We start from the raw sequence: 22,575 nt of genomic DNA, 5'->3' as shown, positions 1-22,575 counted from the left end.
GAAAACTACATGTCGAACTATCAATTTCTAGGAGGCGGTATTTATGTCAGATACAATACAAAAATATATCAAAGATCCAGGAAGCGCGATCACTCATTTTATCGGAATGTTAATGGCAATTTTTGCAGCTATTCCACTTCTGATCAAAGCAGCAAGAGAGCCTTCCCGCATTTATATTATTTCCATTGCGATTTATGCGGTCAGCCTGATTCTGCTCTATGCAGCCAGCACCACATACCATACATTTAACCGCACGCCGCGGATTAATAAAATTTTGAAAAAAATCGACCATATGATGATTAGTGTCCTGATCGCCGGAAGCTACACTCCGATCTGTCTGCTTGTGCTTGGTGGCAAAACCGGAATCATTTTGCTCTCTATTGTGTGGGGTATTGCGATCGCCGGAATCATCATCAAGGCTTTCTGGATCAACTGCCCGAAGTGGGTATCTTCCGTTCTGTATATCGGCATGGGCTGGACCTGCGTACTTGCATTTACACAACTTCTTAACTCCATGTCACAGGCAGCTTTCGGATGGCTCCTTACAGGTGGTATCATTTACACTGTCGGCGGCGTGATCTACGCACTGAAACTGCCGATTTTCAACAGCCATCATAAGAATTTCGGAAGTCATGAGATCTTCCACTTATTCGTTATGGGTGGAAGCTTCTGCCACTTCATCGTTATGTACAACTTTGTTCTCCGTTAATTGAAATGTAGCGAGCAGAAGCTCTTTCTTCTTCCGCGGCAGTTGTTTGATCTCATACTCCCGTCGCATAGCTTCAGATTTTGTCTGGAATGTCTCATAATAAACCAGCTCAACTGGGCGCCGGTACTTCGTGTACTTGGCGCCCTTTCCTTCGTTATGCATTTTCACACGCTTTTCCACATCATTCGTCCAGCCTGTGTATAACGTGCCATCCGCACATTTTAAAATATATGTATAATTCATTTTCCACACATCTTTCCACATCTTATCTACATCACAGTATAACTTATCCACGATATCCCGTCCAGTTACGAAAAAGGGACAGGGACTTTCGAATAGGGGACGGGGATTTTCTAGAAAATCCCCGTCCCCTATTCGACTAAGAACTCAATCGGATTGACCGGCTGCCCATTTTTCCGCATTTCAAAATAAACATTACTGCCTTCTGCGCTGTAGTATTTGGTCGGTTCACTAACATAACCGAGTGTTGTTTTTGCCGTAACCGACTGCCCGGTCTTCACCGGCACTTCCTTGAGTTGTCCATAAATCAGCTCATAGCCATTACCAATATCAACGGTTACGGTTGTTCCGGTCTGTGCAGTTTTGTCAATCGATTTTACGACGCCTGTTGTTGCTGCTATGACTTGATCTCCGACTTCTGCGGAGAAAATAACTGCCGGATTGTATTTGTACTGATCCAATGTCTTAAAGTACACGGTTTTATCCATGCTGTAGTTCATCAGGATGCTGCCGTCTACCGGCCAGAGCAGTTCACTCTTCCCGTCAAATCCGGATATTGCCCGACTTCCGGTTGTTTGTGTTTCTCCGGCTGTTGTTCCATCTGAATCATTTTCATTATCAGATGTACTTTCTCCGGCTCCTGTATTTTCATCGTTATTATCCGGTTCTTCTGTATTCGGGACGTTGTCTAATGGTGTGTTTCCTTCGCCTTTTTCTTCTGCACTCTTTTCCGGTTCGTTCACAATCTTGTCCGTTCCGGCTTCTTTCTTCTCTTGTTCCATTTTTGCCTGCAACTGTTCTTTCTGCGCCTGTTTGTAGTCTTTAAATGTATATGTTCCTACTATTGCGATAGCTGCCACAAAACACAAAACGGCTGCAACGGCAGGCCCTCGTTTTCTTTTTTTCGGCCCTGGTCTCTTTTTTTGCTCTTGATTCATCTAATCACCACCTCTGACTTTATTTTTGCCAGCGCATGGTAACCTTATTCACATAGTTTATTCATTTTCTAAATTTTATATTATCACCTACTTTCCCACCTGATTTTTACGTCCTCCTTCCCCCTGTACGATCTCCGCAACCTCCCGGATTTTCGTCTTTTTATAAAAATAACCGAGTATCTCCTTATAAGTTTTTCCCTTTTTCGCCATTTCATTTGCCGTATACTGGCTCATTCCGTATCCATGTCCGACACCGCATGTGATAATCCGCAGTTTTCCAGCGTATTTTTGTAAAATAAAACTCGACGACACCAGATGATATTTCTCCCGGAACGCTTCACCGCTCATTATTTCTTCCCCAATCCGCACTTTTTTCACATATCCGGCGCTATCGAGTGCAGTCACTTTTGCATCTAATTTTTTCTCCATTGTTGTCTGGATCTGCCATTCATTTTCCAGATCTTTCGGACAGGTCACTTTTTTGAGATAAGGATATTCTTCACCCAGCGACTCTTTTGCATCTCGTGTACTTCCGTTTGTCAGCCTGCAAAATGGTGCATACGCCGGTTTTCCTTTCCATGTCAGGATCTCGCCATCCGTCTCCTCCCACGCTTTTTTTAATTTATTATAGTAGGAATAATATTTATTGCTTCCCCACAACTGTTTTTTCTGTGCATCGGTCAGATAGCTCTGCTCAAGTACAGTATCACTTCCGTCGTGGTTCATTCTCTTGCAGATTGCGGTACGCACAAGTACTGCCTGCGCTTTCCATGCTTCTTTTCTGTATGAACCGGGCATTTCTTTCGCCATGACACTAATTCCGTAATTTTCTAAGGGCATTTCTATAATTTTCTTACTACCTCTCAAATTACTATTATTTCCATTTCTCTCTTTTGATCCACTGTTCTTCACACTATCGTCATCCACATCTCTCCCTCCCGAACCATCTCTATTTTTCGAGCCACCGCCATTCTCATCCCCATCTGCTATATCTGCACCATTTCCCGAGCCATCTCCCGACTCACTACTCTCCACCCGCACATACGTCTCATCCACTTCCACGCTTCCTCCCCGCCCGGAGCCATTTAAAAATGCTGTCACAAAATACGGCACACAGATCAGTATCGCCAGATAACACACTGCTTTTTTCAAATATCTATGCATACAAAAAGCCCTCCCATACACTGTATGGAAGGACTTGTCTGCTTATTCACAAATTTATTTGCAAATTTTATTCGTAAATTTCTTCTGAAATTGTCTCTTTGTCCAGTTTCCAGATATCATCGACATATTCCTGAATCGTTCTGTCTGATGAGAACTTACCGCAGGATGCTGTATTTAACAGGACCATCTTAGCCCATCTGTCTTTATCTCTGTAAGCTGCCTCTACTTTCTCCTGTGCCTCGGCATAAGAGCGGAAATCTTTCAGGATGAAATATACATCTGCCTGATTATTTCCCTGTGGCATTAACAGTGAGTTGTAAAGATCGCGGTACATCTCTGTATCACCCTGTGCATAAGTACCGTCTACCAGCTGGTCAACCACTCGTTTGAGTTCTGGATCGCTGTTGTAGATCTGGCGTGAATCGTATCCACCATTCTGCTCATAGTTAATAACTTCATCAGAACTCAGACCAAAGATAAATGCATTATCCGCTCCGACTTCTTCTACAATTTCCACATTTGCTCCATCCATCGTTCCCAGAGTTGCGGCACCATTTAACATAAATTTCATGTTACCGGTTCCGGATGCTTCCTTGGATGCTGTAGAAATCTGTTCACTGACATCTGCTGCCGCAAAAATCCACTCAGCATTAGATACACGGTAATCTTCGATAAATACAACTTTCAATTTACCGTTAATACTGCGGTCATTATTTACAACATCTGCTACGGAGTTGATCAGCTTAATGATCTGTTTTGCACGGATATAACCTGCGGAAGCCTTCGCTCCAAAGATAAATGTTCTTGGATAGAAGCTCTTCTCCGGATGCTCTTTAATCTGATTGTATAAGTACATGACGTGTAAAATGTTAAGAAGCTGACGTTTGTACTCATGCAGACGTTTTACCTGCACATCGAAAATAGATGTCGGATCTACTTCGATACCGTTATGCTCCTTGATGTATTTGGCAAGACGTACTTTATTTTCATATTTGATAGACATAAACTCTTTCAGAGCTTCCTCGTCATCCAGCCATTTTTTCAGTCCGGACATCTTCGGCAGATCTGTGATCCAGTCTTTTGTTCCGAGTTTTTCTGTTACCCAATCTGCAAGCAGCGGATTTCCGTGCATCAGAAAACGTCTCTGTGTGATACCGTTTGTCTTGTTGTTAAATTTCTCCGGCATCATCTCGTAGAAATCACGCAGCTCCTGTTTTTTCAGGATCTCTGTATGCAGGCGCGCAACACCATTGACAGAATATCCGGCAACGATTGCCAGATGTGCCATCTTCACCTGTCCGTCTCTTAAAATCTGCATTTTTGCAACTTTTTCTTCATTTCCTGGATACATCTCACGTACCTGGATTACGAAACGACGGTCGATCTCCTGAATGATCTGGTAAACTCTAGGAAGCAGTTTTGAGAACAGGTCGATCGGCCATTTCTCCAGTGCTTCTGCCATGATCGTATGGTTTGTGTAAGCACAGGTCTTTGTTGTAATCTCCCATGCATCGTTCCATTCCATATTTTCTTCATCCAGAAGGATTCGCATTAACTCTGCAACTGCTACAGTCGGATGTGTATCGTTCATCTGAATTGTAATCTTCTCCGGCAGTTCATGTAAATCTGTATGTTTTTTCTTAAATTTGGCAATTGCTGCCTGTAAGCTTGCAGATACGAAGAAATACTGCTGTTTCAGACGCAGTTCTTTTCCTGCGTAGTGATTATCGTTCGGATACAGCACTTCTACGATATTCTTCGCAAGGTTCTGCTGCTCAACCGCTTTGTGATAATCTCCACGGTCAAAGGAATCTAACTGGAAGTCTACGATTGGCTCTGCATCCCAGATTCGTAAAGTATTGACGATATGGTTGTTGTATCCGACAATCGGATAATCATACGGAACAGCCAGTACAGATTCGTAATTTTCCTGTACAAAATGTGTCTTTCCATGCTCGTCATACTCTACACGGATGTTTCCGCCAAAACGTACTTCTTTGGCATACTCCGGACGTTTCAGTTCAAACGGGTTTCCGTCTTTTAACCAGTTATCCGGAGTCTCTACCTGATAGCCGTCCTCAATCTTCTGCTTGAACATACCATAGCGGTAGCGGATTCCACAGCCGTAAGCTGCATATCCCAGTGTTGCAAGTGAGTCTAAAAAACAAGCTGCCAGTCTTCCAAGACCGCCGTTACCAAGAGCCGGATCCGGCTCCTGGTCCTCGATTGCATTAAGATCGATGCCAAGCTCATCTAAAGCTTCCTTCACCTCTTTGTAAGCGGTCATATTGATCAGGTTATTTCCAAGCGCACGTCCCATCAGAAATTCCATAGACATGTAATAAACCATCTTCGGATCATCTTTCTCATACTGTTCCTGAGTCGCGATCCAGTCATCGATGATCGCTTCTTTTACAGCATAAGAGACTGCCTGGAATAACTGCTGCGGGGTTGCTTCTTCAATTGTCTTACGAAACAGGGTTTTTACATTATTTTTAACTTCTTTTTTAAACGCCTGTTTTTCAAATCTTGGATTGATCATTTTCACATTCCTTTCTTTACGGAGGGGCACAGATTACTGTTTTTCCACGCCGAGTGTTACCTTCTCTCCGTTGATCTTCCATTCTTTCACATATCCTGACGGTGTCTGTTTCACTGCGCTTATGCCCAGAGTCTCTCCGGCGATCTCATCTGCATGCTCCGCGAAAATCTTTTCAGCCTTCTCGGTTCCCTCGTATGTGATCGCAATCTGATCCATAACTTCAAATCCGGCTTCTTTACGCATCGTCTGTACTTTGCTGATGATCTCACGTACAAATCCTTCTGTCAGAAGTTCTTCTGTCAGGTTCGTATCCAGAATAACGGTAATTCCGTTATCATTTTCAGATACATAGCCTTCCATCTGTGCAGTGTCAATCAGAAGATCCTCGCGGAATAAAGTAATCTCCTGTCCATTGATATCCAGTTTTAAAGAATCGGTTGCATTCAGCTCATCCATTGCTGCGTTTCCGTCTAATGAGCCAAGTGCAGCTTTGATTCCACCTAACATTTTACCATATTTTGGACCTACCGTCTTTAGCTGAGGTTTGAAAGAATAGGAGGTGAAATCACGAACTTCTTGTGTAAATTCCATAGTTTTTACATTCAATTCGTCTTCGATAATCTCCTGATAGAACTCCGGAAGTTCAAAATCAGCTTTCACATACATTTTTCCAATCGGCTGACGGTTTTTGATATTTGCAGTATTTCTGCAGGCACGTCCCATAACAACCAGTTTCAGAAGTTTCTCCATGTTATCTTCCAGTTCTTTGTCAATGTGCTCCTCATTTACAGTCGGATAATCGCACAGATGGATACTCTCCGGTGCGCTCTCATCCAGACTTCTTACGAGGTTCTGGTAAATATCTTCTGTCATGAACGGAATCATCGGTGCAGCAACCTTGCTCACTTCAACAAGCGCTGTGTACAGAGTCATGTAAGCATTGATCTTATCCTGCTCCATTCCTTTTGCCCAGAAACGCTCACGGCTTCTTCTTACATACCAGTTACTCATATCATCTACAAATTCCTGAAGTGCTCTTGCTGCTTCCGGGATTCTGTAATTTGCAAGATGATCATCTACGTCTTTGATCAGTGTATTTAATTTGGATAATAACCATTTATCCATAACAGATAATTTATCATATTCCAGTACATATTTTGTTGCATCGAAATTATCAATATTTGCATACAGTACGAAAAACGCATAAGTATTCCACAGAGTTCCCATGAATTTTCTCTGTCCTTCTACAACAGCTTTTCCATGGAAACGGTTCGGCAGCCACGGTGCACTGTTTACATAGAAATACCAGCGGATCGCATCTGCTCCATATTTCTCCAGTGCATCAAACGGATCAACTGCATTTCCCTTGGATTTACTCATCTTCTGTCCATTCTCATCCTGTACATGTCCCAGAACGATAACGTTCTTATACGGAGCTTTGTTGAAGATCAGTGTGGAAATAGCCAGTAAGGAATAGAACCATCCACGTGTCTGGTCTACCGCCTCGGAAATAAAGTCTGCCGGGAAATGCTTCTCGAACAGATCCTGATTTTCAAATGGATAGTGGTACTGTGCAAACGGCATAGATCCACTGTCAAACCAGCAGTCGATAACTTCCGGTACGCGGTGCATTGGCTTGCCGCACTTCGGACACTTGATCGTTACATTGTCGATATATGGACGATGTAATTCGATCTCATCCGGACAGTTGTCTGACATAGATTTCAGTTCTTCAATACTTCCGATTGAATGCTGGCATCCGCACTCGCACTCCCAGATATTTAACGGAGTTCCCCAGTAGCGGTTACGGCTGATACCCCAGTCCTGGACATTTTCCAGCCAGTCGCCGAAACGTCCTTTTCCGATGCTTTCCGGGATCCAGTTGATCGTGTTGTTGTTGGCGATCAGATTGTCTTTAACTTCTGTCATCTTGATAAACCATGACTCACGAGCGTAGTAAATCAGTGGTGTATCACATCTCCAGCAGTGTGGATAGCTGTGTTCAAACTTCGGCGCGTCGAAGAGAAGTTTTCTCTCATCCAAATCTTTTAATACTTCCGGATCTGCTTTCTTTACAAAAATACCGGCAAATGGTGTAGTCTCTCCCATATCACCTTTTTCGTCTACTAACTGTACGAACGGCATGTCATATTTACGTCCGACTTTGGCATCGTCTTCACCAAATGCAGGTGCGATATGAACAACACCGGTACCATCTGTCAGTGTTACATAAGTATCGCATGTAACGAAGAATGCTTTTTTATTCTGTTTCGCTGCGCAGTCATATGCACACTGGTACAGCGGCTCGTATTCTTTGTATTCCAGATCCTGTCCTTTGTATGTTTCCAGGATTTCATAATCCGGACCTTCGTTTCCTGATTTCTCAGCAAGTCCACCAAGAACAGTATCCAGAAGCGCCTGTGCCATGTAATAAACATATCCGTCAGCAGCCTTTACTTTTGCGTAGTCTTCTTCCGGATTTACACAAAGACCGATGTTGGACGGCAGTGTCCAAGGTGTAGTTGTCCATGCGAGGAAATATGCATCTTCTCCGACAACTTTGAAACGTACAATTGCAGAACGTTCTTTTACATCTTTATATCCCTGTGCTACTTCCTGTGCAGAAAGCGGAGTTCCACAACGAGGGCAATAAGGAACAATCTTGAATCCTTTGTACAGAAGACCTTTGTCCCAGATCTTCTTCAGTGCCCACCACTCAGACTCGATAAAGTCATTGTGATAAGTAACATACGGATCATCCATGTCAGCCCAGAAACCTACAGTATTAGAGAAATCTTCCCACATACCTTTGTATTTCCATACGCTTTCTTTACATTTCTTAATAAATGGCTCTACACCATATTTCTCGATCTGTTCTTTTCCGTCCAGTCCAAGAGCTTTCTCAACTTCCAGCTCAACCGGCAGACCGTGTGTATCCCATCCGGCCTTTCTCGGTACTTCATATCCCTTCATTGTACGATAACGCGGGATCATATCTTTAATAACACGAGTCAGTACGTGACCGATATGCGGTTTACCATTTGCTGTCGGCGGTCCGTCGTAAAACATATACTGTGGACAGCCTTCACGGTCTTCCATACTCTTCTCAAAAATGTGATTCTCTTCCCAGAACTTCTCTGTAGCCTTCTCGCGGTCTACAAAATTCATGTCTGTCGAAACTTTCTTATACATGATTCTCCTCCTTCTCTGATGGGGGACGGGGCATTTCTAGAAAATCCCCGTCCCCTTTTAATATCTTTTGATAGTTTTCCACATTTTCCACATCTTTTTTCCACATCGTGGGGGAAAATTGGGATGAATATTAACATTTTTTGCATGTATAGGATATATAAAATAGAATGTGCCTTGGCACATTCCCGCGCTGAGCGCGGTTGTTTACAACAATCTACCTCTTCGCGCGAGTGCGCATCCTGCCGGAGGCTTTTTTATATAATAGGAAATGCAATTTCTATTATATAAAAAAAGCTTCCATCCTGTATAGGACGAAAGCTGTGCCTGCGTTTATAAACCACCTAAACATACTATCATATGCTTTTCCTGTAACGGGGAAATGCCGTCAGCATCTACTAAGCTTGCGCTTTTGGATGTCTGCAACTCGGAAGTGATCTTCGGATATCGTTACTTGTACCGGACTTCCACCATCTCCGGCTCGCTGTGACGTTCTGCTATATCGTACTGTCTCCGTCAACGTTTTATATCTTTTCATATGCGTTCTTATTATACGAGTTTTCGCTTTATTTCGTCAAGGTTTTATTTGCCATTTTTATTTTTTTCTTTTATACTAAAATAAAAAATTACAATATTCGGAGGATTTTATGCATATAGGTAAGAAAGCGCAGAAAAGAGAAAAATCAGCTATGTCGGTTTCTTTATACGGGAATCTGATTTTTGTTGTTATCGAGCTTCTCATGGCTATTTTTACAGGTTCACAGGCAGTGCTTCTGGATGCAGTCTATGATGGAGTAGAATTTTGCATGCTACTGCCATCGCTTTTCCTTATTCCGTTGCTATACCGCCCATCCAATGAACAGCATCCGTTTGGATACACCCAGATTGAATCCATCTTCGTTGTTGTCAAAGGAATCACCATGGTCTCTGTAACATTCGGACTGATCTTCAATAATATTCATCTGATGCTCCACGGCGGGCACATCGTATCCTTCCATACGATTGCGTCATTTGAATTTTTCGCATGTTTCCTTGGCATTGTAGTCACTATTTATCTGAGTATAAAAAATAAAACGATGGCATCTCCTATGATCAATATGGAAATGCAGGGATGGAAAATTGACAGCTTTCTGTCTCTCGGCATGGCAGTTGCCTTTTTACTGCCGATACTGCTGCCATTTGCATGGTTTAAACCAGTTATTCCTTACCTGGATCAGATTATCACGATTACGTTGTCTGTCATCATGCTTCCGGCACCGATCCGCACTATTATCACAGCATTCCGTGATCTTATGCTGATCCCACCGGAAGAGGACACCATTGAAGAAATCAAAAACCTTGTGGAACCGATCATCCGCACTTATGGTTACCAGAAATTATATTATGATATTCTGCGTACAGGACGTAAGCTGTGGATCAGTGTCTATATCACATTTGAAAAGGACCTCGTATCACTTGCTAAATTCAAAGCCATCCAGTCAGAGTGTATTGCAGCTCTCGCTGAAGAATATCCTGATTTTTATTTTGAACTTCTGCCGGATATTGCTTTCACCGGAGCAGAGAAAGCTGCACTGGAGCAGAAAATTCTTGAAGAACAGATGCAAGAAATGCAGGAAGGAACAAGGGAAGTGTAAATAATTGTACACTCCCAATTGCAACAGGAAACGTGAAAATACCAATAGGAATTGTCTTTATTGTTAGTAAGGATATAAAGAATATAAAGCAAGGAGCGAGAGGCTTGTATAAAATCAAGCTTTCGCCCTTGCTTTATACATTTCAGTTATAAAATGCATATCAACTGCAGGCAACAATTACAAAGAATTATTTCCCATTTTCGATTGCCTGATCAATGAGCTCATTCAGTCTCTTTGCCTGATCTTTCGCTGTGATGGCGCCTACGATTGGCTCTCCTACGATATTACCCTTCTGGTCAACGACGTATGTCGTCGGGTAAGAGAAGAGTCCGGAAGTAAATTTTCCTGCTTCACTATTTGTGGCAAACCATACATTTTTGTAAGTAATTTTCTTTTTTGATAAAATATCTTTCGCTTCTTTGATGGCTGCTTTGTCGCCGTCGATTGTAAAGGTGTTGACACCTATCACTTCGCCGCCTTTTTTCTGAAGCTTTTTATTGAGCGCCTGCAGATCTTTCAGCTCACCGACACATGGGTTGCATGTAGTGAACCAGAAATTTACGACTGTCACTTTATTTTTCGCAAAAAGCTTCTTGCTGTCTACTGCATTGCCGTCAAGATCTTTTCCTTTGAAGCCTGGGAAACTTATCGCACTACTTTTTTCTGTACTCTTATCATCTTTATTATCGGATGTACTCATGCCTGCTTCGCTTGCATCCACGCTGTCGCCAGAACCTGGTTTCGTTCCGCAATCCGGATATTTCTGTTCTAAAACAGTCAGTCTTCCTTCGATCTTCTTGATTTCTTCTGCTCCTTCTTTCAATGTTTTCAATTCGTCTTTTGAAAATTGATCCTTCGCACCGTCGATTGTCTTAAGGAGAAAATCTCCATAGTTTGTACCATCTTCAATCATCGGATTGTTCTTATTGGCTGCCAGGAATACTTTTTTCCAAAGCTTGGAGTTGGCTGCCAGAATATCATTTTCTTTCTGCATCAGCTTCTGATAAAGCTTTGCCGCTTCTTCTTTGCTGTCCGGATTATTTTTGCTGTCACTTTCTGTCTGGGCAGTTTTCCCGGAGCTGCTATCCTTGCCGCTATCCTTGCTGTTACCAGAAGTACATGCACTGAGTCCAAGTGCTAAAATGAGTGTCATTGTTACAGCTGTTGTTTTTAAAAGTTTTGTTTTCATCATAATTATTTATCTCCTTTACATTTATTATTTTTACTAAAACCATATCGAAACCTAAGTGCTTCGGCCGGGCATTCTTTTATACATTTGCCACAGCGGATACATTCCGTGTGGTCAGGTGTCTTCGTGATATCCACATCCATCTTGCATACGCGGGCACATTTTCCACAGGAAATGCATCTACGATCGTCCACTTGGATACCTAAGAGGGATACTTTATTCATCAATGCGTAAAATGCACCTAATGGGCAGATCCATTTGCAAAACGGACGGTAAAATAAAATACTTAATACTACGATTACAAGCAGAATAATTAATTTCCTTGTAAATAATGCTCCAAGCGCCTGACGGATTCCTTCATTTACGATGGCCAGCGGGATGGCCCCTTCCAACACACCCTGTGGGCAAATGTATTTACAGAAAATTGGATCCGACATTCCCACATCATTTACAAGAAAAGCCGGCAGCAGGATAACCGCGAATAAAAGCACGATATATTTGATCCAACGAAGAGGCTTTAACTTCATTGTGGAAAACTTTTTGCAAGGAATCTTATGCAGCAGATCCTGAAGCCAGCCGAAAGGACATAAGAATCCACATACAAAACGCCCCAACAGGACACCGATCAGGATCAGAAATCCACTTATATAGTAGGAAAAGCGAAATTTTGATGCGCCTACCACTGCCTGAAATGCGCCGATCGGACAGGCACCTGCTGCCGCGGGGCAAGAATAACAGTTCAATCCCGGCACACATACGGCTTTCCCTTTACCTTGGTAAATACTCCCCTTTATAAAATTTGGCAAATGTATATTTGTAAGCAACGCCGCTCCCGCCTGGATCCATCCACGGAAACGACTTATAATTATAGATGTTTTTTTCTTCTTATTCTTATCCAATGCCAACACACTCCAGACACAATCGGATTGCCTTACTGAATACTGAATCCACTTCGCCTCGCATTGCTCCGAAGCATACCATGCATATCGCGGCTATTAGTAAAGCGCCCTGGATCATAGCTTTTTTTCTATGAAACAATTTGATCACTCCCTTCATTTCTGCCTCATTATAACACGGCATGTATAAAATCCTTGTTAAGAAGCAAAACTTAACAAAGATTTTATGTCCATATGCTATACTGATACCAGGAGGAAACATATATGCATATTTTAATAGTAGAAGATGAGAAGGTGCTCTGCGACACGATCGTACGCAGCTTAAAACACCTTTCATACAGTGTAGATTATTGCCACGATGGGCAGACTGCGATCGACATGCTCGCTGTGGATCATTTTGACCTTGTCGTTTTGGATCTTAACCTTCCAAGAAAAGATGGCATGAGCGTTCTTAAGGCACTTCGAGAAAATGATTTTGATACGAAAGTTCTGATCCTTTCGGCCCGAAGCGAAGTCGCCGATAAAGTTGCCGGATTAGATGCCGGCGCCAACGATTACCTTACAAAACCATTTCATTTGGAAGAACTGGCCGCAAGAATACGTGCTCTTACACTTCGACGATTCACACAGCACGACGTCGTGCTGACCTGCCAGGAGCTTTCCTTTGATACAAAGGCACGCAAAGCTTCTGCCAAAGGTTCGGACATTTCTCTTACAAGGAAGGAAACGGGGATTTTAGAATATCTAATGTTGAATCAGGGGCGTCCGATCAGCCAGGAAGAATTTATTGAACATGTGTGGGACAGCAGCGTCGATAATTTCAGCAATTCCATAAGAGTGCATATTTCTTCTCTCAGAAAGAAGCTGCGCACCGCTTTAGGATACGACCCGATACACAACCGCATAGGAGAAGGATACGTAATGGAGGAACGCCAATGAAAAAATTATCTTTACAATGGCGGATCACTTTAATGACTGCCGTTTTAATCTGTGTCACATGCGTACTTATGAATTGCCTGATCGGCTATTCCGGTAAGCATTATATGGATACAATTGGAAATGACATCTCTACTTACAGTGATACAAACAGCGACAAAACCGAATCCTTTGACCCAAGCAGCAAGGACCTCGATAATGCGCTTACGATCATTGTAAGCGGCGCCCAGAACTCCTTCAGTCTGACAAGCTGGTATATTACAGCGGCTGTCACACTGCTTGGCGCGGCGCTCGCTTATTTTGTCAGTGGACATGCACTAAAGCCACTGAAAAGCTTTGCCTCTCAGATTGAAAAAGTACAGCCTGACAATTTATCAGATATGAAAGTGAGTGAAGATGTGCTTCCGGAGTTTCGACAGTTCTGTCGCTCTTTCAACAGTATGATCGACCGTCTTGATGAAGGATTCAAAAGCCAGCGGCAATTCACCGGCAATGCTGCCCATGAACTTCGCACCCCGCTTGCACTTTTGCAGGCACAAATGGATTTATTTTCCATGGAACACCCGGATGTAGACGATGAGACGCGCAACGTTCTCGATCTTATAAAAGAACAGACAGAACGCATGTCACAGATGACGAAAATCCTTCTGGAAATGAGCGAGCTCAACAGCGTACCATGTGAGGATGCGATCGAACTTGCTCCGATGGTGGAGGAAATATTTACCGACCTTGCCCCTCTCGCCGAAGAGAAACATATCGCGCTGTCTTCCGATGGAGACGCCCGTTTCATTGGAAGCGATACTTTAATCTATCGTATGCTTTTTAATCTTACTGAAAATGCAATTCGCTATAACCGAAAGAGCGGCGCTGTTCGCATTTCCGTCTGTGAAGATAAGAAATATCATCTGATCCGGATAAAAGATCATGGTTTTGGAATTGCCAAAGCAGATCAGCAAAGCATTTTCCAGCCATTTTTCCGTGTCGATAAATCCCGCAGCCGCGCCCATGGCGGCGTAGGACTTGGTCTTTCTCTCGTTTGGGAGATTGCCTCACTTCACGGCGGGTCTGTAAAAGTGGAAGAAAGCTCCAAAGAAGGAACTACCATTCTCGTAAGCCTGCCGAAAGAAAGATAGCACAAAAAAAGGGTGTGTTACGATAACGACTAAAAAAGGTCCACCGGACCTTTGGGTTTGTCAAGCAAAGTGTGTAAATTTTTTGATTTTTTATCGGCGGTCAAATTAGACCGCCGATTTTGCATTATTTTTGTTGATTCGCATATTATTGGAAGGGCAAGTCATCGTCTTCTGCATCAGTATCTAAAAGGTGGATATATCAAAATAAATCTCGTCTGTTTCGGTAGCATACTGATAACTGCGACCCTGTCTTTCCGCCTCTTTTTCTGCTTCTGATAAACTGTCAAACCAATCTTGTAATTCTTTTTCGGCTCGCAAAGCACTGATGAAATCAAGGGGATACCCACCGGCTCCACAGATATAATCGCCATTATCATAAGGACTCCTGCCTTTTGCTACCCATTCATGAAGTTCCCTACACCTTTGATGTTTTGCTTTTGGCCATGCCTTTTTGAGTGCTTTTGCAAAACCTGTACCCCCATCAGACACTACCATCCTTGGCTCAGCAATACGTTTCATCAAAGCGATCCAGGCTCCTGCATGTTCATAACGACACAAATACCATCCCAACACATGCTTTTCATCACAGCAAATCAAAACGCATGCTTTCCGACCAAGATAGATCCCATCGAGAAATACTACATCTCTAGATTCTGCTATCTTTGGCGGCATAGCCCATATATCCCAGAACTTTGCTGTCTTTCTTCTAAAGGATCTTCCTTCTCCAGACATTGTTGATTGAGATTCTTTTCCAAACAGCCAATCCAAAAAGATTTGCAGTTCCTTGGATTCATTATTAATTTTATGCGTTAGTGACGTTTTGCAATTCTTACAAAGCCAACGTTGCGAACCAGCTTTTGTCTTTCCAGACTTCACACATTTCATACCACAAACAGGACAATTTACTTGATTCATCTAATCTTCCCTCCATGGTTCTTATTTTAAGGAAGATTAAAAGCCTTTAGTTCCTTTATTTTCAAGGGTTTGGAGACTTTTTATCAACACGTTTTGTCCACCCTCAAAGTTGTTTAAAAAAAGATTAAACCGCCTTCAACCCTTTATTTTCAAGGGCTGAAGGCGGTTTCTATCAACACATTTTGTCCTATAACTCAAATTATAAGAATTCGCAGGCGCAAATCCAACTACAAAAAAAGCCTTTAAATACTAATTCTATCAGTACTTAAAGGCTTTCTATTATTCATACTTAAATGCCGTGCAAATTAGTCCTGTACGTATGGCATAAGAGCAACGTGACGTGCTCTCTTGATAGCTACTGTAAGAGCTCTCTGATGTTTAGCACAGTTTCCTGTGATTCTTCTCGGAAGGATTTTTCCTCTCTCAGAGATGTACTTTCTTAATTTTGCTACATCCTTGTAATCGATCTCGTTATTCTCTTTTCCACAGAATACGCAAACTTTTTTTCTTCTACGTCCGCCGCCTCTTCTCTTGAAGCCGCCTTCTGGACGATTTCCTTTATCGTAAGCCATGATTAACTCTCCTTTCAATTCTTAGTTGAACGGTAATTCTTCGTCAATTCCATCTGGAATATTCATGAAGCCGTCGCCTGCATCCGCTGCCGGAGCTGGTGCCGGTGAAGGAGCCGCCTGGCGGAAACTTCCTGCGTTAGCATCACTGACTGCTTTGCTCTCTGCAAATTCCTGATCTTCTACAACAACATCTGTTGTGTAAATTTTCTGACCTTCTTTGTTCGTGTAGCTTCCTGTCTGAATACGTCCTGTAACGATTACCTTCAGACCCTGACGGAAATACTTCTCCGCGAACTCTGCACTTCTTCCGAATGCAACACATCCGATGAAGTCTGCAGTCTGCTCTCCGTCATTGTTACGACGGAATCTGCGGTCAACAGCTAATGTATATCTGGCAATTGCCATAGAGTTATCACCCTGTGAATATCTAACTTCCGGATCCCTTGTTAAGCGTCCCATCAAAATTACTTTATTCATATTATACCTCTACTTCCTGTCTATGCTTCCTGTCTAACGCATAAATATCTGACTACATTATCCATGATGCGAATTCTCTGTTCGATTTCGCCTGGAGTCTCAGCATCAGACTCGAAGTGGATGAAATAGTAATATGCTTCTTTCATCTTCTGAATCTCGTAAGCTAATCTTTTCTTACCCCATTCATCAACGTCAGAGATCTTGCCACCGAAACGCTCAACTAATGCTTTCACTTTTTCGATAACCTGTGCTCTTTCGTCGTCTTCGATTTTTGCACTGACAACAACAGCTAATTCATATTTGTTCATGTCGTCCTGCACCTCCTTCTGGTCTTTTGGCCCCCGCCCGCTTATGTGGGAGCAAGGATTTCCGCGCATGGTTATACACGGAATAATAGTGTATCACAATTTGATATGATAACATAAAGGCTTAATTGTTTCAAGCTTTTTTCTTCAAATCTCTTGTATTTTTTTCAACAAGCTTTCTCGCGGTCATGATCTGATGTCCGCACCCCATACATTTCAGCCGGAAATCCGCTCCAACACGCAGGATCTCCCACTCTTTGCTTCCACACGGATGCGGTTTCTTCAATGTAACGATATCGCCCACTTCATATATATAAGCCATTTTAATTCCCCCTTACTCCAGCTCTTCTTCCTGCACTCTTACGCCAATCACAACAAAACGATGTTCATCACTGGCTCCTGTGCAGGTAGAAAGTGTAACACAACTGTCACTATTTGTCACCTCTACGCCAGTATCGTAGAGTGCCATACTTTTTGCTGCTTTCGTAAATAATTGAAACATTGCATCATCCGAGAAATCTGTCTGGTACACATCGGATTTCTCTGTCGTCTCTCCCGCAGCATATATAATGTAAGTTAATTTTCTTCCATCTAATGTGTAAATGTAAAAATACGGATATTTCTTCCAGAATTTCTTCGTATCATAATCCTGCAAATGCCGGAACATGGAGCCATCTTTCATGCGATGCCCGTACACGATACTGTTGCCGTCTGCAAAATCCGCATTTGCATTTGAATCTAAGAAAATGCTTCCCAGCGTATTCTCATTATTTGAAAATGTTTTATGCAGATAAGTCTGGTTGTCTTTCCCCTGCACAATCGGATAATTAATTTCCTTCGGTTTCGGGGAAAAACGAATCCATCCTATCGTATCTGCATTTATTTTCTTCAACTTATCAAAATCCACCTGAAACTCATCTACGGATCTTCCCGAATCTTTATCCTGTGTCACCGCCAGTTTGCGTACTTTCTTATATTCATCCTGTCCGTCTTTGTAGCCTTTTCCGATTTTCAGAAGGTTATATCCGGAAACGCAGAATACAATCACCGCAATTACTAAAATGATATTCAGTAGTAAATTATTTTTCTTCCTTCTTCCTCTGTGATGTTTTCTTTCACTCATCCGCACCACTCCTTCAACTATTGTCTTTACATTATAACAAGCCTTGTCTACTTCTACCAGTGTCAATTAATAAAGCGTGTGCCTTCCCCCCCATTCTTGTGCCAGATGCAATTTTCTGCAATACTCTGCTGTCCTCGCAAGTACGCGTCTCCTTTGGTTTTTCTACTATAATAAACCAATAAAATACCATAATCGGTGTTCAAAAAAGAGTGTACTTCCTCCCGAAGAGTTTTATATATCAGAAACGACGTTTCCAGTTCTCATTATATAAAAAGACAGCTCATCATCTCCTCATAACAGAAAAGCTTTCTATAGCTGTCTTTTTCTCGCATTATTTATTTAATTTTAATCGTTATTGTACCATATTTGCCTGAGCCGTCTTTTGCCTTTGCAGTAATCTTCACTTTTTTGCCTTTTCCGGCTTTCATATTAGACAAATAAATTCCCGGATAAGTTTTATAAAATATAAAATATTTTAATTTATGTAATCGACGTTTTCAGTATACCCTCCCCCAATTTTTTTGTCAAAACATCATTTTATACTTTTTTAATGACCTTTCACTTCTTCTTAATTGACTTTAAAATCTGTGGGTATATCATTATGAAATATAGAAATAATCTTATAGAAATCAGAGGTGTGAGATATGAATCGGTTCAAAGAAAAATTTATGCAATTCATGTATGGAAGATACGGAATAGATACATTAGGAAAATGGACAGTCGGGCTGGGACTCGCAATTATGCTTATCGCCGGATGGACATCTAATTCCAAGTTGTCTCTCCTTTCCTGGGTGCTCATTATTTATTCCTATTACCGGATGTTTTCCAGAAATATTTATAAACGTTCCCACGAAAATCAACTCTTTCTTGGAAAGACCGCGAAGATCCGCAGCTGGTTTTTCCATAAGAAAAGTATGATGCTGCAGCGCAAGACACATCATATTTACCGGTGTCCGGGATGCAAGCAGAAAATAAGAATCCCGCGTGGCAAAGGACGGATTGAGATCACCTGCCCAAAATGCCACACGACATTTATAAAGAACAGTTAAAAATCAGACAACGGAGTCCTGTTTCCAGTCCTTTCTTCCGGATGCTCCCGGTATTCCTTCCTGATCCCGGTATTTTGCAACGGTTCTTCTGGAAATCTGGATTCCCTTTTCATTTAATAATTTTGTTATAACCGCATCACTGCACGGTTTCTTTTTGTTTTCCTGTCTTATCAATTCTCTTATCATCCCCTTAATAGCAGCACTGGATTGTTCTGCATTTTCCTGCATACCACGAACGAAGAAATAACTTAACGGGAAAATCCCCTGGCTGCATTGTAAATATTTTTTATTCACCGCACGACTCACTGTCGATTCATGTATTCCGATCTCTTCCGCTGCGTCTGCCAGACGATATGGTTTTAAATATGCACTGCCATGTTCAAAAAAATCTTTTTGATGTACTACTATTGCTCTTACCACTTTTAACAAGGTTGTATTTCGCTGCTCTATGCTCTGTTTCACCCAGTTTGCCTGTTTTATCTTCTGTTCCAGATAATCTTTCACTTCCTGAGATGAATTATTTTTTTGCATCTGACTGTAATATGGACTGATCGATATATCGGCATACATCCAGTCATTTAACAGAATGTCGTAATATTCTTTAAATTTCACAACAATTACATCGGGAATAATGTATTTCATCTGTTGTCTGTTACTGAAAGATCCACCCGGCTTTGGGGAAAGCGTTTTCAGTCGTTCACACATAACTAAAATTTCATCTATTGAGAGTTTCATCTTTTTTGCAATCTGTGGAATTTTATTTTCTCCAAGCAACGGAAGACATTCTGTCACCAGTTTTTCCATATTATGATCCAGTTCCCCCCGTCGCTGCAATTGCAGTTGAAGGCATTGCTGCAGATTCATTGCTGCAACACCTGCCGGCTCCAATGTACGCACCTCTTCTATAAGCTGTATTACATGTTCTTTCGTCTCACCTACACTGTCCACAATATCTTCTACAGTATCTGTGAGATATCCCCGGTCATCCAGACTGTCCAGAATAAATTTAAAAATCTTCTCATCCCTGTCACTGTGCTCCTTCCATAGAAACTGCGACCAGAGATAGTCCTGCAGTGTTTCTTCGTTGTTTGGATCCACATTCCATTTATTTTTCAGATCGGAAATATCATCATCATCGCTTTGTCTCTGTGTCAGATAATGATACTGTTCCTTTGCAGATGTCTGCTGTTGCCTTTCTTCAATAGATTCTGTTCCAGTATTTTCATTTACATGTTCATCCAATTCTACAACCGGATTCTCCAGCATTACTTCATTCACATATTCTTTTAATTCCTGCGAAGTCATCTGTAAAATTTCCACGGACTGTATCATTTTCTCTGTCAAAATCTGTTTTTGTTTCTGTCGTAATTCAAGTCTCATACACTCCACCGCTGTCCTTTTTCGCATTTTTCTCGTCACCATAACACAAAAATCCTGCCCGAATCGGACAGGATTTTTATTATAAAGGCGCCAACCAGATTTGAACTGGTGATAGAGGTGTTGCAGACCTTTGCCTTACCACTTGGCTATGGCGCCATCTATGTGCATTTGTTATTATAGCAAATGCACAGGTATTCGTCAATAACAGAATCTTAATTCTACTGTCAGATTTTTAATATTTTTCTAAAATCCCAGGTCTTCATTTACAAGGATTACTTTAATCCGGTTTGGATGTTTAGAATAACGTGTCACCAGAAACTGACAGCAAATCGTGTCCGGATTCTTACAGTCAAAGCAGGAACCTGTTTTGCAGCAAGGTGTATCCAGCCCGAAGCGCTGCGCATTGATCGGCGCCGCCTCATTTCTTGCGCGGGACCATGCATTTTCCAGATCCTTTGTAACCTTATTCATACCGATGATCATAATAACATTTCTCGGTCCATATGCAATTGCGGACACACGATTGGCATTGCCATCAATATTTACAAGCACACCACTTTCCGTAATCGCATTAGCACTTGTCAGGAAGAAATCACTGTCGTAAGTTGCCAGCTCAATTTCCCGTTTTTCTTCTTTGTCCTTTGCCGCATCACGATTATAAACTTTATAATTACCTTGACAGACTGCATCCTTTAATCCGATCTCGGCGATCGACATCGAACCGCCCCAGGCAATTGAACTTCCTTCCGGAATGAGCCTGAGTGCGATCTGCAATGCTTCTTCCTTAGAGTCCGCATAGTAGCCTTCCATATTGCGGGTTTCCAAATTCTTAATCATGCGCTCGCCCAGGAGCACATTTCTCTTGATACGATTTTCATCCATAGTCTTCTCCTCCTGTCCACATATTTCACATCATTCCCTCCACATTCCCTGTGGGAAATGTGGAGGGCTTTTAAAAGGGGACGGGGCTTTTCTAGAAAAGCCCCGTCCCCTTTTAAGCTTTACGATTATTATACCACATCTCGCCGATACGCAAAATATAAAATGAAAGCATAATCTTTGTGCGGTTCTCATTATTTAAAATATCATACCCCAGTATTTCTTTGATAGCATTCAATTTGTAAGTCAGTGTATTCTTATGGCAATATAATGCCTGTGCTGTGCAGACTGTGCTGCACTCATTCTCAAAATATGCCTGCAGGATTGCCACATAATCTGTCTGATGTTCTCTGTCATACTGGAGCAGACTGCCCAGTGTCTCGTTCACAAATTTCGTATATAATGTCGGTTCTTTAAAGTCAGTCAGTATTTTGTAAATGCCAAGCTCATTATATACAAGATAATTCTTCGGAATTGCTGTCTTCGTAAGCTGATATGCAATCTGTGCAGATTCAAAAGAGCGGTGGATCTCATTTAATTTGTTCACCGTAATTCCAATTCCTGCATAAATATTCTCATCATTTTCACACATATCCCTCACACATTCCTTCACCCACGCCTCAAAATGACCGGCTACCAGAACTGTAAGAATACCCTGTTCTTTGTAAATAATACTCTTCTTCATAGAATAACGGATATCTCGCTCCAGATCTTCCAGAATACTATTGCCTTTATCTGTATCATAAGTGTGACAACTGATACGGATAACAATATAAGAATAATCTTCAAAAAAGCCATTACGTTCCAGATGATTCTGATACATATCCTGACTGTCCGGATAATAAATTGCATTTTTCAGTGCATTTACCAGATTCGTCTCAATCTGCTCATTCTTCAGCAAAATTTCCGAGAAAAGCCGCATAATATCGATATAAGGCGTGTCCCATGACGCTGAAAATAACGGAAGTTTCTTCTCATTACAGTAATCTACAATCTCCTGCGGAAATCCCATTCCATCATGCATTCCCACAATCAATCCCCCCGCATTTTTTTCACAGAGACAATCGATAAATTTCTTCAGCCATTCATTGGATTCATAATTAAGTCCCGAATTAAACAGTAGTTCATTTCCATGCAGAAATTGTGTAAATTCAATATCCTCTACCATATGTATCCAGCTGATTCTTTTTTCAAAGCAGCTCTGCGTACAAAGCCTGATATTGTACTCTGGAATCAGCTGTACGTATAATTTTTCCAGTTCTACGGCCATAAAACATCTCCTTTTTTGAAACTATTGTATCATTT

21 protein-coding genes, 1 tRNA gene and 1 pseudogene are annotated in these 22,575 nt (G+C 41.8%); 5 read left to right on the top strand and 18 right to left on the bottom strand.

The genetic code is table 11. The features are described from left to right. Positions 1 to 43 precede the first annotated feature (43 nt). Positions 44 to 709: a PAQR family membrane homeostasis protein TrhA gene (gene trhA / locus DW152_RS07235; protein ID WP_118288289.1), complete on the top strand. Its 666-nt coding sequence runs from the start codon at positions 44 to 46 to the stop codon at positions 707 to 709. Here the strand turns inward: trhA and DW152_RS07230 are convergent. From DW152_RS07230 to ileS, 5 genes are all read right to left on the bottom strand, one after another. After that, the gene (locus tag DW152_RS07230; RefSeq protein ID WP_117537994.1) at positions 647 to 952 is read right to left on the bottom strand and encodes a GIY-YIG nuclease family protein; all 306 of its coding nucleotides are present in this window, start codon (positions 950 to 952) and stop codon (positions 647 to 649) included. The two genes, trhA and DW152_RS07230, sit on opposite strands and share 63 nt — an antisense overlap. 128 nt (positions 953 to 1,080) lie before the next feature. Further along, positions 1,081 to 1,887, bottom strand: a complete 807-nt coding sequence (locus DW152_RS07225) for a M23 family metallopeptidase (RefSeq protein WP_021860574.1) — start codon at positions 1,885 to 1,887, stop codon at positions 1,081 to 1,083. 87 nt (positions 1,888 to 1,974) lie between these two features. Continuing rightward, the gene (locus tag DW152_RS07220; protein ID WP_118288288.1) at positions 1,975 to 3,051 is read right to left on the bottom strand and encodes a SpoIID/LytB domain-containing protein; all 1,077 of its coding nucleotides are present in this window, start codon (positions 3,049 to 3,051) and stop codon (positions 1,975 to 1,977) included. Positions 3,052 to 3,118: 67 nt separating this feature from the next. Then, on the bottom strand, positions 3,119 to 5,593 hold the full coding sequence (locus tag DW152_RS07215) for a glycogen/starch/alpha-glucan phosphorylase (protein ID WP_021860572.1): 2,475 nt from the start codon (positions 5,591 to 5,593) through the stop codon (positions 3,119 to 3,121). A 33-nt stretch (positions 5,594 to 5,626) separates the two neighbouring features. Beyond that, positions 5,627 to 8,785 (bottom strand): isoleucine--tRNA ligase, encoded by a 3,159-nt coding sequence (gene ileS / locus DW152_RS07210; RefSeq protein WP_118288287.1) that lies wholly within the window; start codon positions 8,783 to 8,785, stop codon positions 5,627 to 5,629. A gap of 644 nt (positions 8,786 to 9,429) precedes the next feature. Between ileS and DW152_RS07205 the strand changes: the two genes are divergently transcribed. Then, complete coding sequence (locus DW152_RS07205) at positions 9,430 to 10,416, top strand: cation diffusion facilitator family transporter (RefSeq protein ID WP_118288286.1); 987 nt, start codon at positions 9,430 to 9,432, stop codon at positions 10,414 to 10,416. 187 nt (positions 10,417 to 10,603) lie between these two features. Here the strand turns inward: DW152_RS07205 and DW152_RS07200 are convergent, their stop codons facing one another. From DW152_RS07200 to DW152_RS13820, 3 genes are read right to left on the bottom strand one after another with little or no spacing between them, the layout of a single operon-like run. Next, the gene (locus tag DW152_RS07200; RefSeq protein WP_118288285.1) at positions 10,604 to 11,608 is read right to left on the bottom strand and encodes a TlpA family protein disulfide reductase; all 1,005 of its coding nucleotides are present in this window, start codon (positions 11,606 to 11,608) and stop codon (positions 10,604 to 10,606) included. Between the two features lie 2 nt (positions 11,609 to 11,610). Continuing rightward, positions 11,611 to 12,504 carry a 4Fe-4S binding protein gene (locus tag DW152_RS07195; protein WP_021860568.1) on the bottom strand — a complete coding sequence of 298 codons (894 nt, stop codon included), beginning with the start codon at positions 12,502 to 12,504 and terminating at the stop codon, positions 11,611 to 11,613. After that, positions 12,497 to 12,568 (bottom strand): CD1871A family CXXC motif-containing protein, encoded by a 72-nt coding sequence (locus tag DW152_RS13820; protein ID WP_330416744.1) that lies wholly within the window; start codon positions 12,566 to 12,568, stop codon positions 12,497 to 12,499. Before DW152_RS13820 ends, DW152_RS07195 begins: the two co-directional genes overlap by 8 nt. A 197-nt stretch (positions 12,569 to 12,765) precedes the next feature. On the opposite strand from DW152_RS13820, the gene DW152_RS07185 reads away from it, so the two are divergent. Continuing rightward, a complete protein-coding gene (locus DW152_RS07185) occupies positions 12,766 to 13,440 on the top strand; it encodes a response regulator transcription factor (protein ID WP_021860566.1) in 675 nt (224 codons plus the stop codon). After that, complete coding sequence (locus DW152_RS07180; protein WP_118288284.1) at positions 13,437 to 14,570, top strand: HAMP domain-containing sensor histidine kinase; 1,134 nt, start codon at positions 13,437 to 13,439, stop codon at positions 14,568 to 14,570. The genes DW152_RS07185 and DW152_RS07180 overlap by 4 nt, the downstream gene beginning before the upstream one ends. A gap of 417 nt (positions 14,571 to 14,987) precedes the next feature. On the opposite strand, the pseudogene DW152_RS07175 reads toward DW152_RS07180, so the two are convergent. The 6 genes and pseudogenes from DW152_RS07175 to srtB form a co-directional block, all read right to left on the bottom strand. Continuing rightward, positions 14,988 to 15,485, bottom strand: a pseudogene (locus tag DW152_RS07175) (transposase-like zinc-binding domain-containing protein); the annotation flags it as partial. 305 nt (positions 15,486 to 15,790) lie between these two features. Next, positions 15,791 to 16,057, bottom strand: coding sequence for a 30S ribosomal protein S18 (gene rpsR / locus DW152_RS07170; RefSeq protein WP_004607925.1), 267 nt, complete (start codon positions 16,055 to 16,057; stop codon positions 15,791 to 15,793). 21 nt (positions 16,058 to 16,078) lie between these two features. Then, positions 16,079 to 16,534, bottom strand: a complete 456-nt coding sequence (locus tag DW152_RS07165; RefSeq protein WP_021860563.1) for a single-stranded DNA-binding protein — start codon at positions 16,532 to 16,534, stop codon at positions 16,079 to 16,081. Between the two features lie 20 nt (positions 16,535 to 16,554). Continuing rightward, a complete protein-coding gene (rpsF, locus tag DW152_RS07160; RefSeq protein WP_021860562.1) occupies positions 16,555 to 16,842 on the bottom strand; it encodes a 30S ribosomal protein S6 in 288 nt (95 codons plus the stop codon). Positions 16,843 to 16,972: 130 nt separating this feature from the next. Further along, positions 16,973 to 17,161: a DUF951 domain-containing protein gene (locus DW152_RS07155; RefSeq protein ID WP_021860561.1), complete on the bottom strand. Its 189-nt coding sequence runs from the start codon at positions 17,159 to 17,161 to the stop codon at positions 16,973 to 16,975. 12 nt (positions 17,162 to 17,173) lie between these two features. Further along, a complete protein-coding gene (srtB, locus tag DW152_RS07150) occupies positions 17,174 to 17,962 on the bottom strand; it encodes a class B sortase (RefSeq protein ID WP_118288283.1) in 789 nt (262 codons plus the stop codon). Positions 17,963 to 18,606: 644 nt separating this feature from the next. Between srtB and DW152_RS07145 the strand changes: the two genes are divergently transcribed. Continuing rightward, complete coding sequence (locus DW152_RS07145; protein WP_021860559.1) at positions 18,607 to 19,011, top strand: hypothetical protein; 405 nt, start codon at positions 18,607 to 18,609, stop codon at positions 19,009 to 19,011. Between the two features lie 3 nt (positions 19,012 to 19,014). On the opposite strand, the gene rpoN is transcribed toward DW152_RS07145, so the two are convergent. The 4 genes from rpoN to DW152_RS07125 all read right to left on the bottom strand — a co-directional run bounded on the left by rpoN (position 19,015) and on the right by DW152_RS07125 (position 22,540). Continuing rightward, positions 19,015 to 20,391, bottom strand: coding sequence for an RNA polymerase factor sigma-54 (gene rpoN / locus DW152_RS07140; RefSeq protein ID WP_118288334.1), 1,377 nt, complete (start codon positions 20,389 to 20,391; stop codon positions 19,015 to 19,017). Between the two features lie 85 nt (positions 20,392 to 20,476). Beyond that, positions 20,477 to 20,547 (bottom strand) — tRNA-Cys (locus DW152_RS07135). Between the two features lie 87 nt (positions 20,548 to 20,634). Next, on the bottom strand, positions 20,635 to 21,273 hold the full coding sequence (locus DW152_RS07130; protein WP_021860557.1) for a lactate utilization protein: 639 nt from the start codon (positions 21,271 to 21,273) through the stop codon (positions 20,635 to 20,637). A gap of 112 nt (positions 21,274 to 21,385) precedes the next feature. Next, on the bottom strand, positions 21,386 to 22,540 hold the full coding sequence (locus tag DW152_RS07125) for a PucR family transcriptional regulator (RefSeq protein ID WP_118288282.1): 1,155 nt from the start codon (positions 22,538 to 22,540) through the stop codon (positions 21,386 to 21,388). Positions 22,541 to 22,575 lie beyond the last annotated feature (35 nt).

Origin of the sequence: Dorea sp. AM13-35 (genome assembly GCF_003473885.1) — a bacterium.
GTDB lineage: Bacteria > Bacillota > Clostridia > Lachnospirales > Lachnospiraceae > Dorea_D > Dorea_D hominis.
The sequence above is the reverse complement of the archived record's forward strand: the minus strand, read 5'-3'. Positions and strand labels throughout refer to the sequence as shown.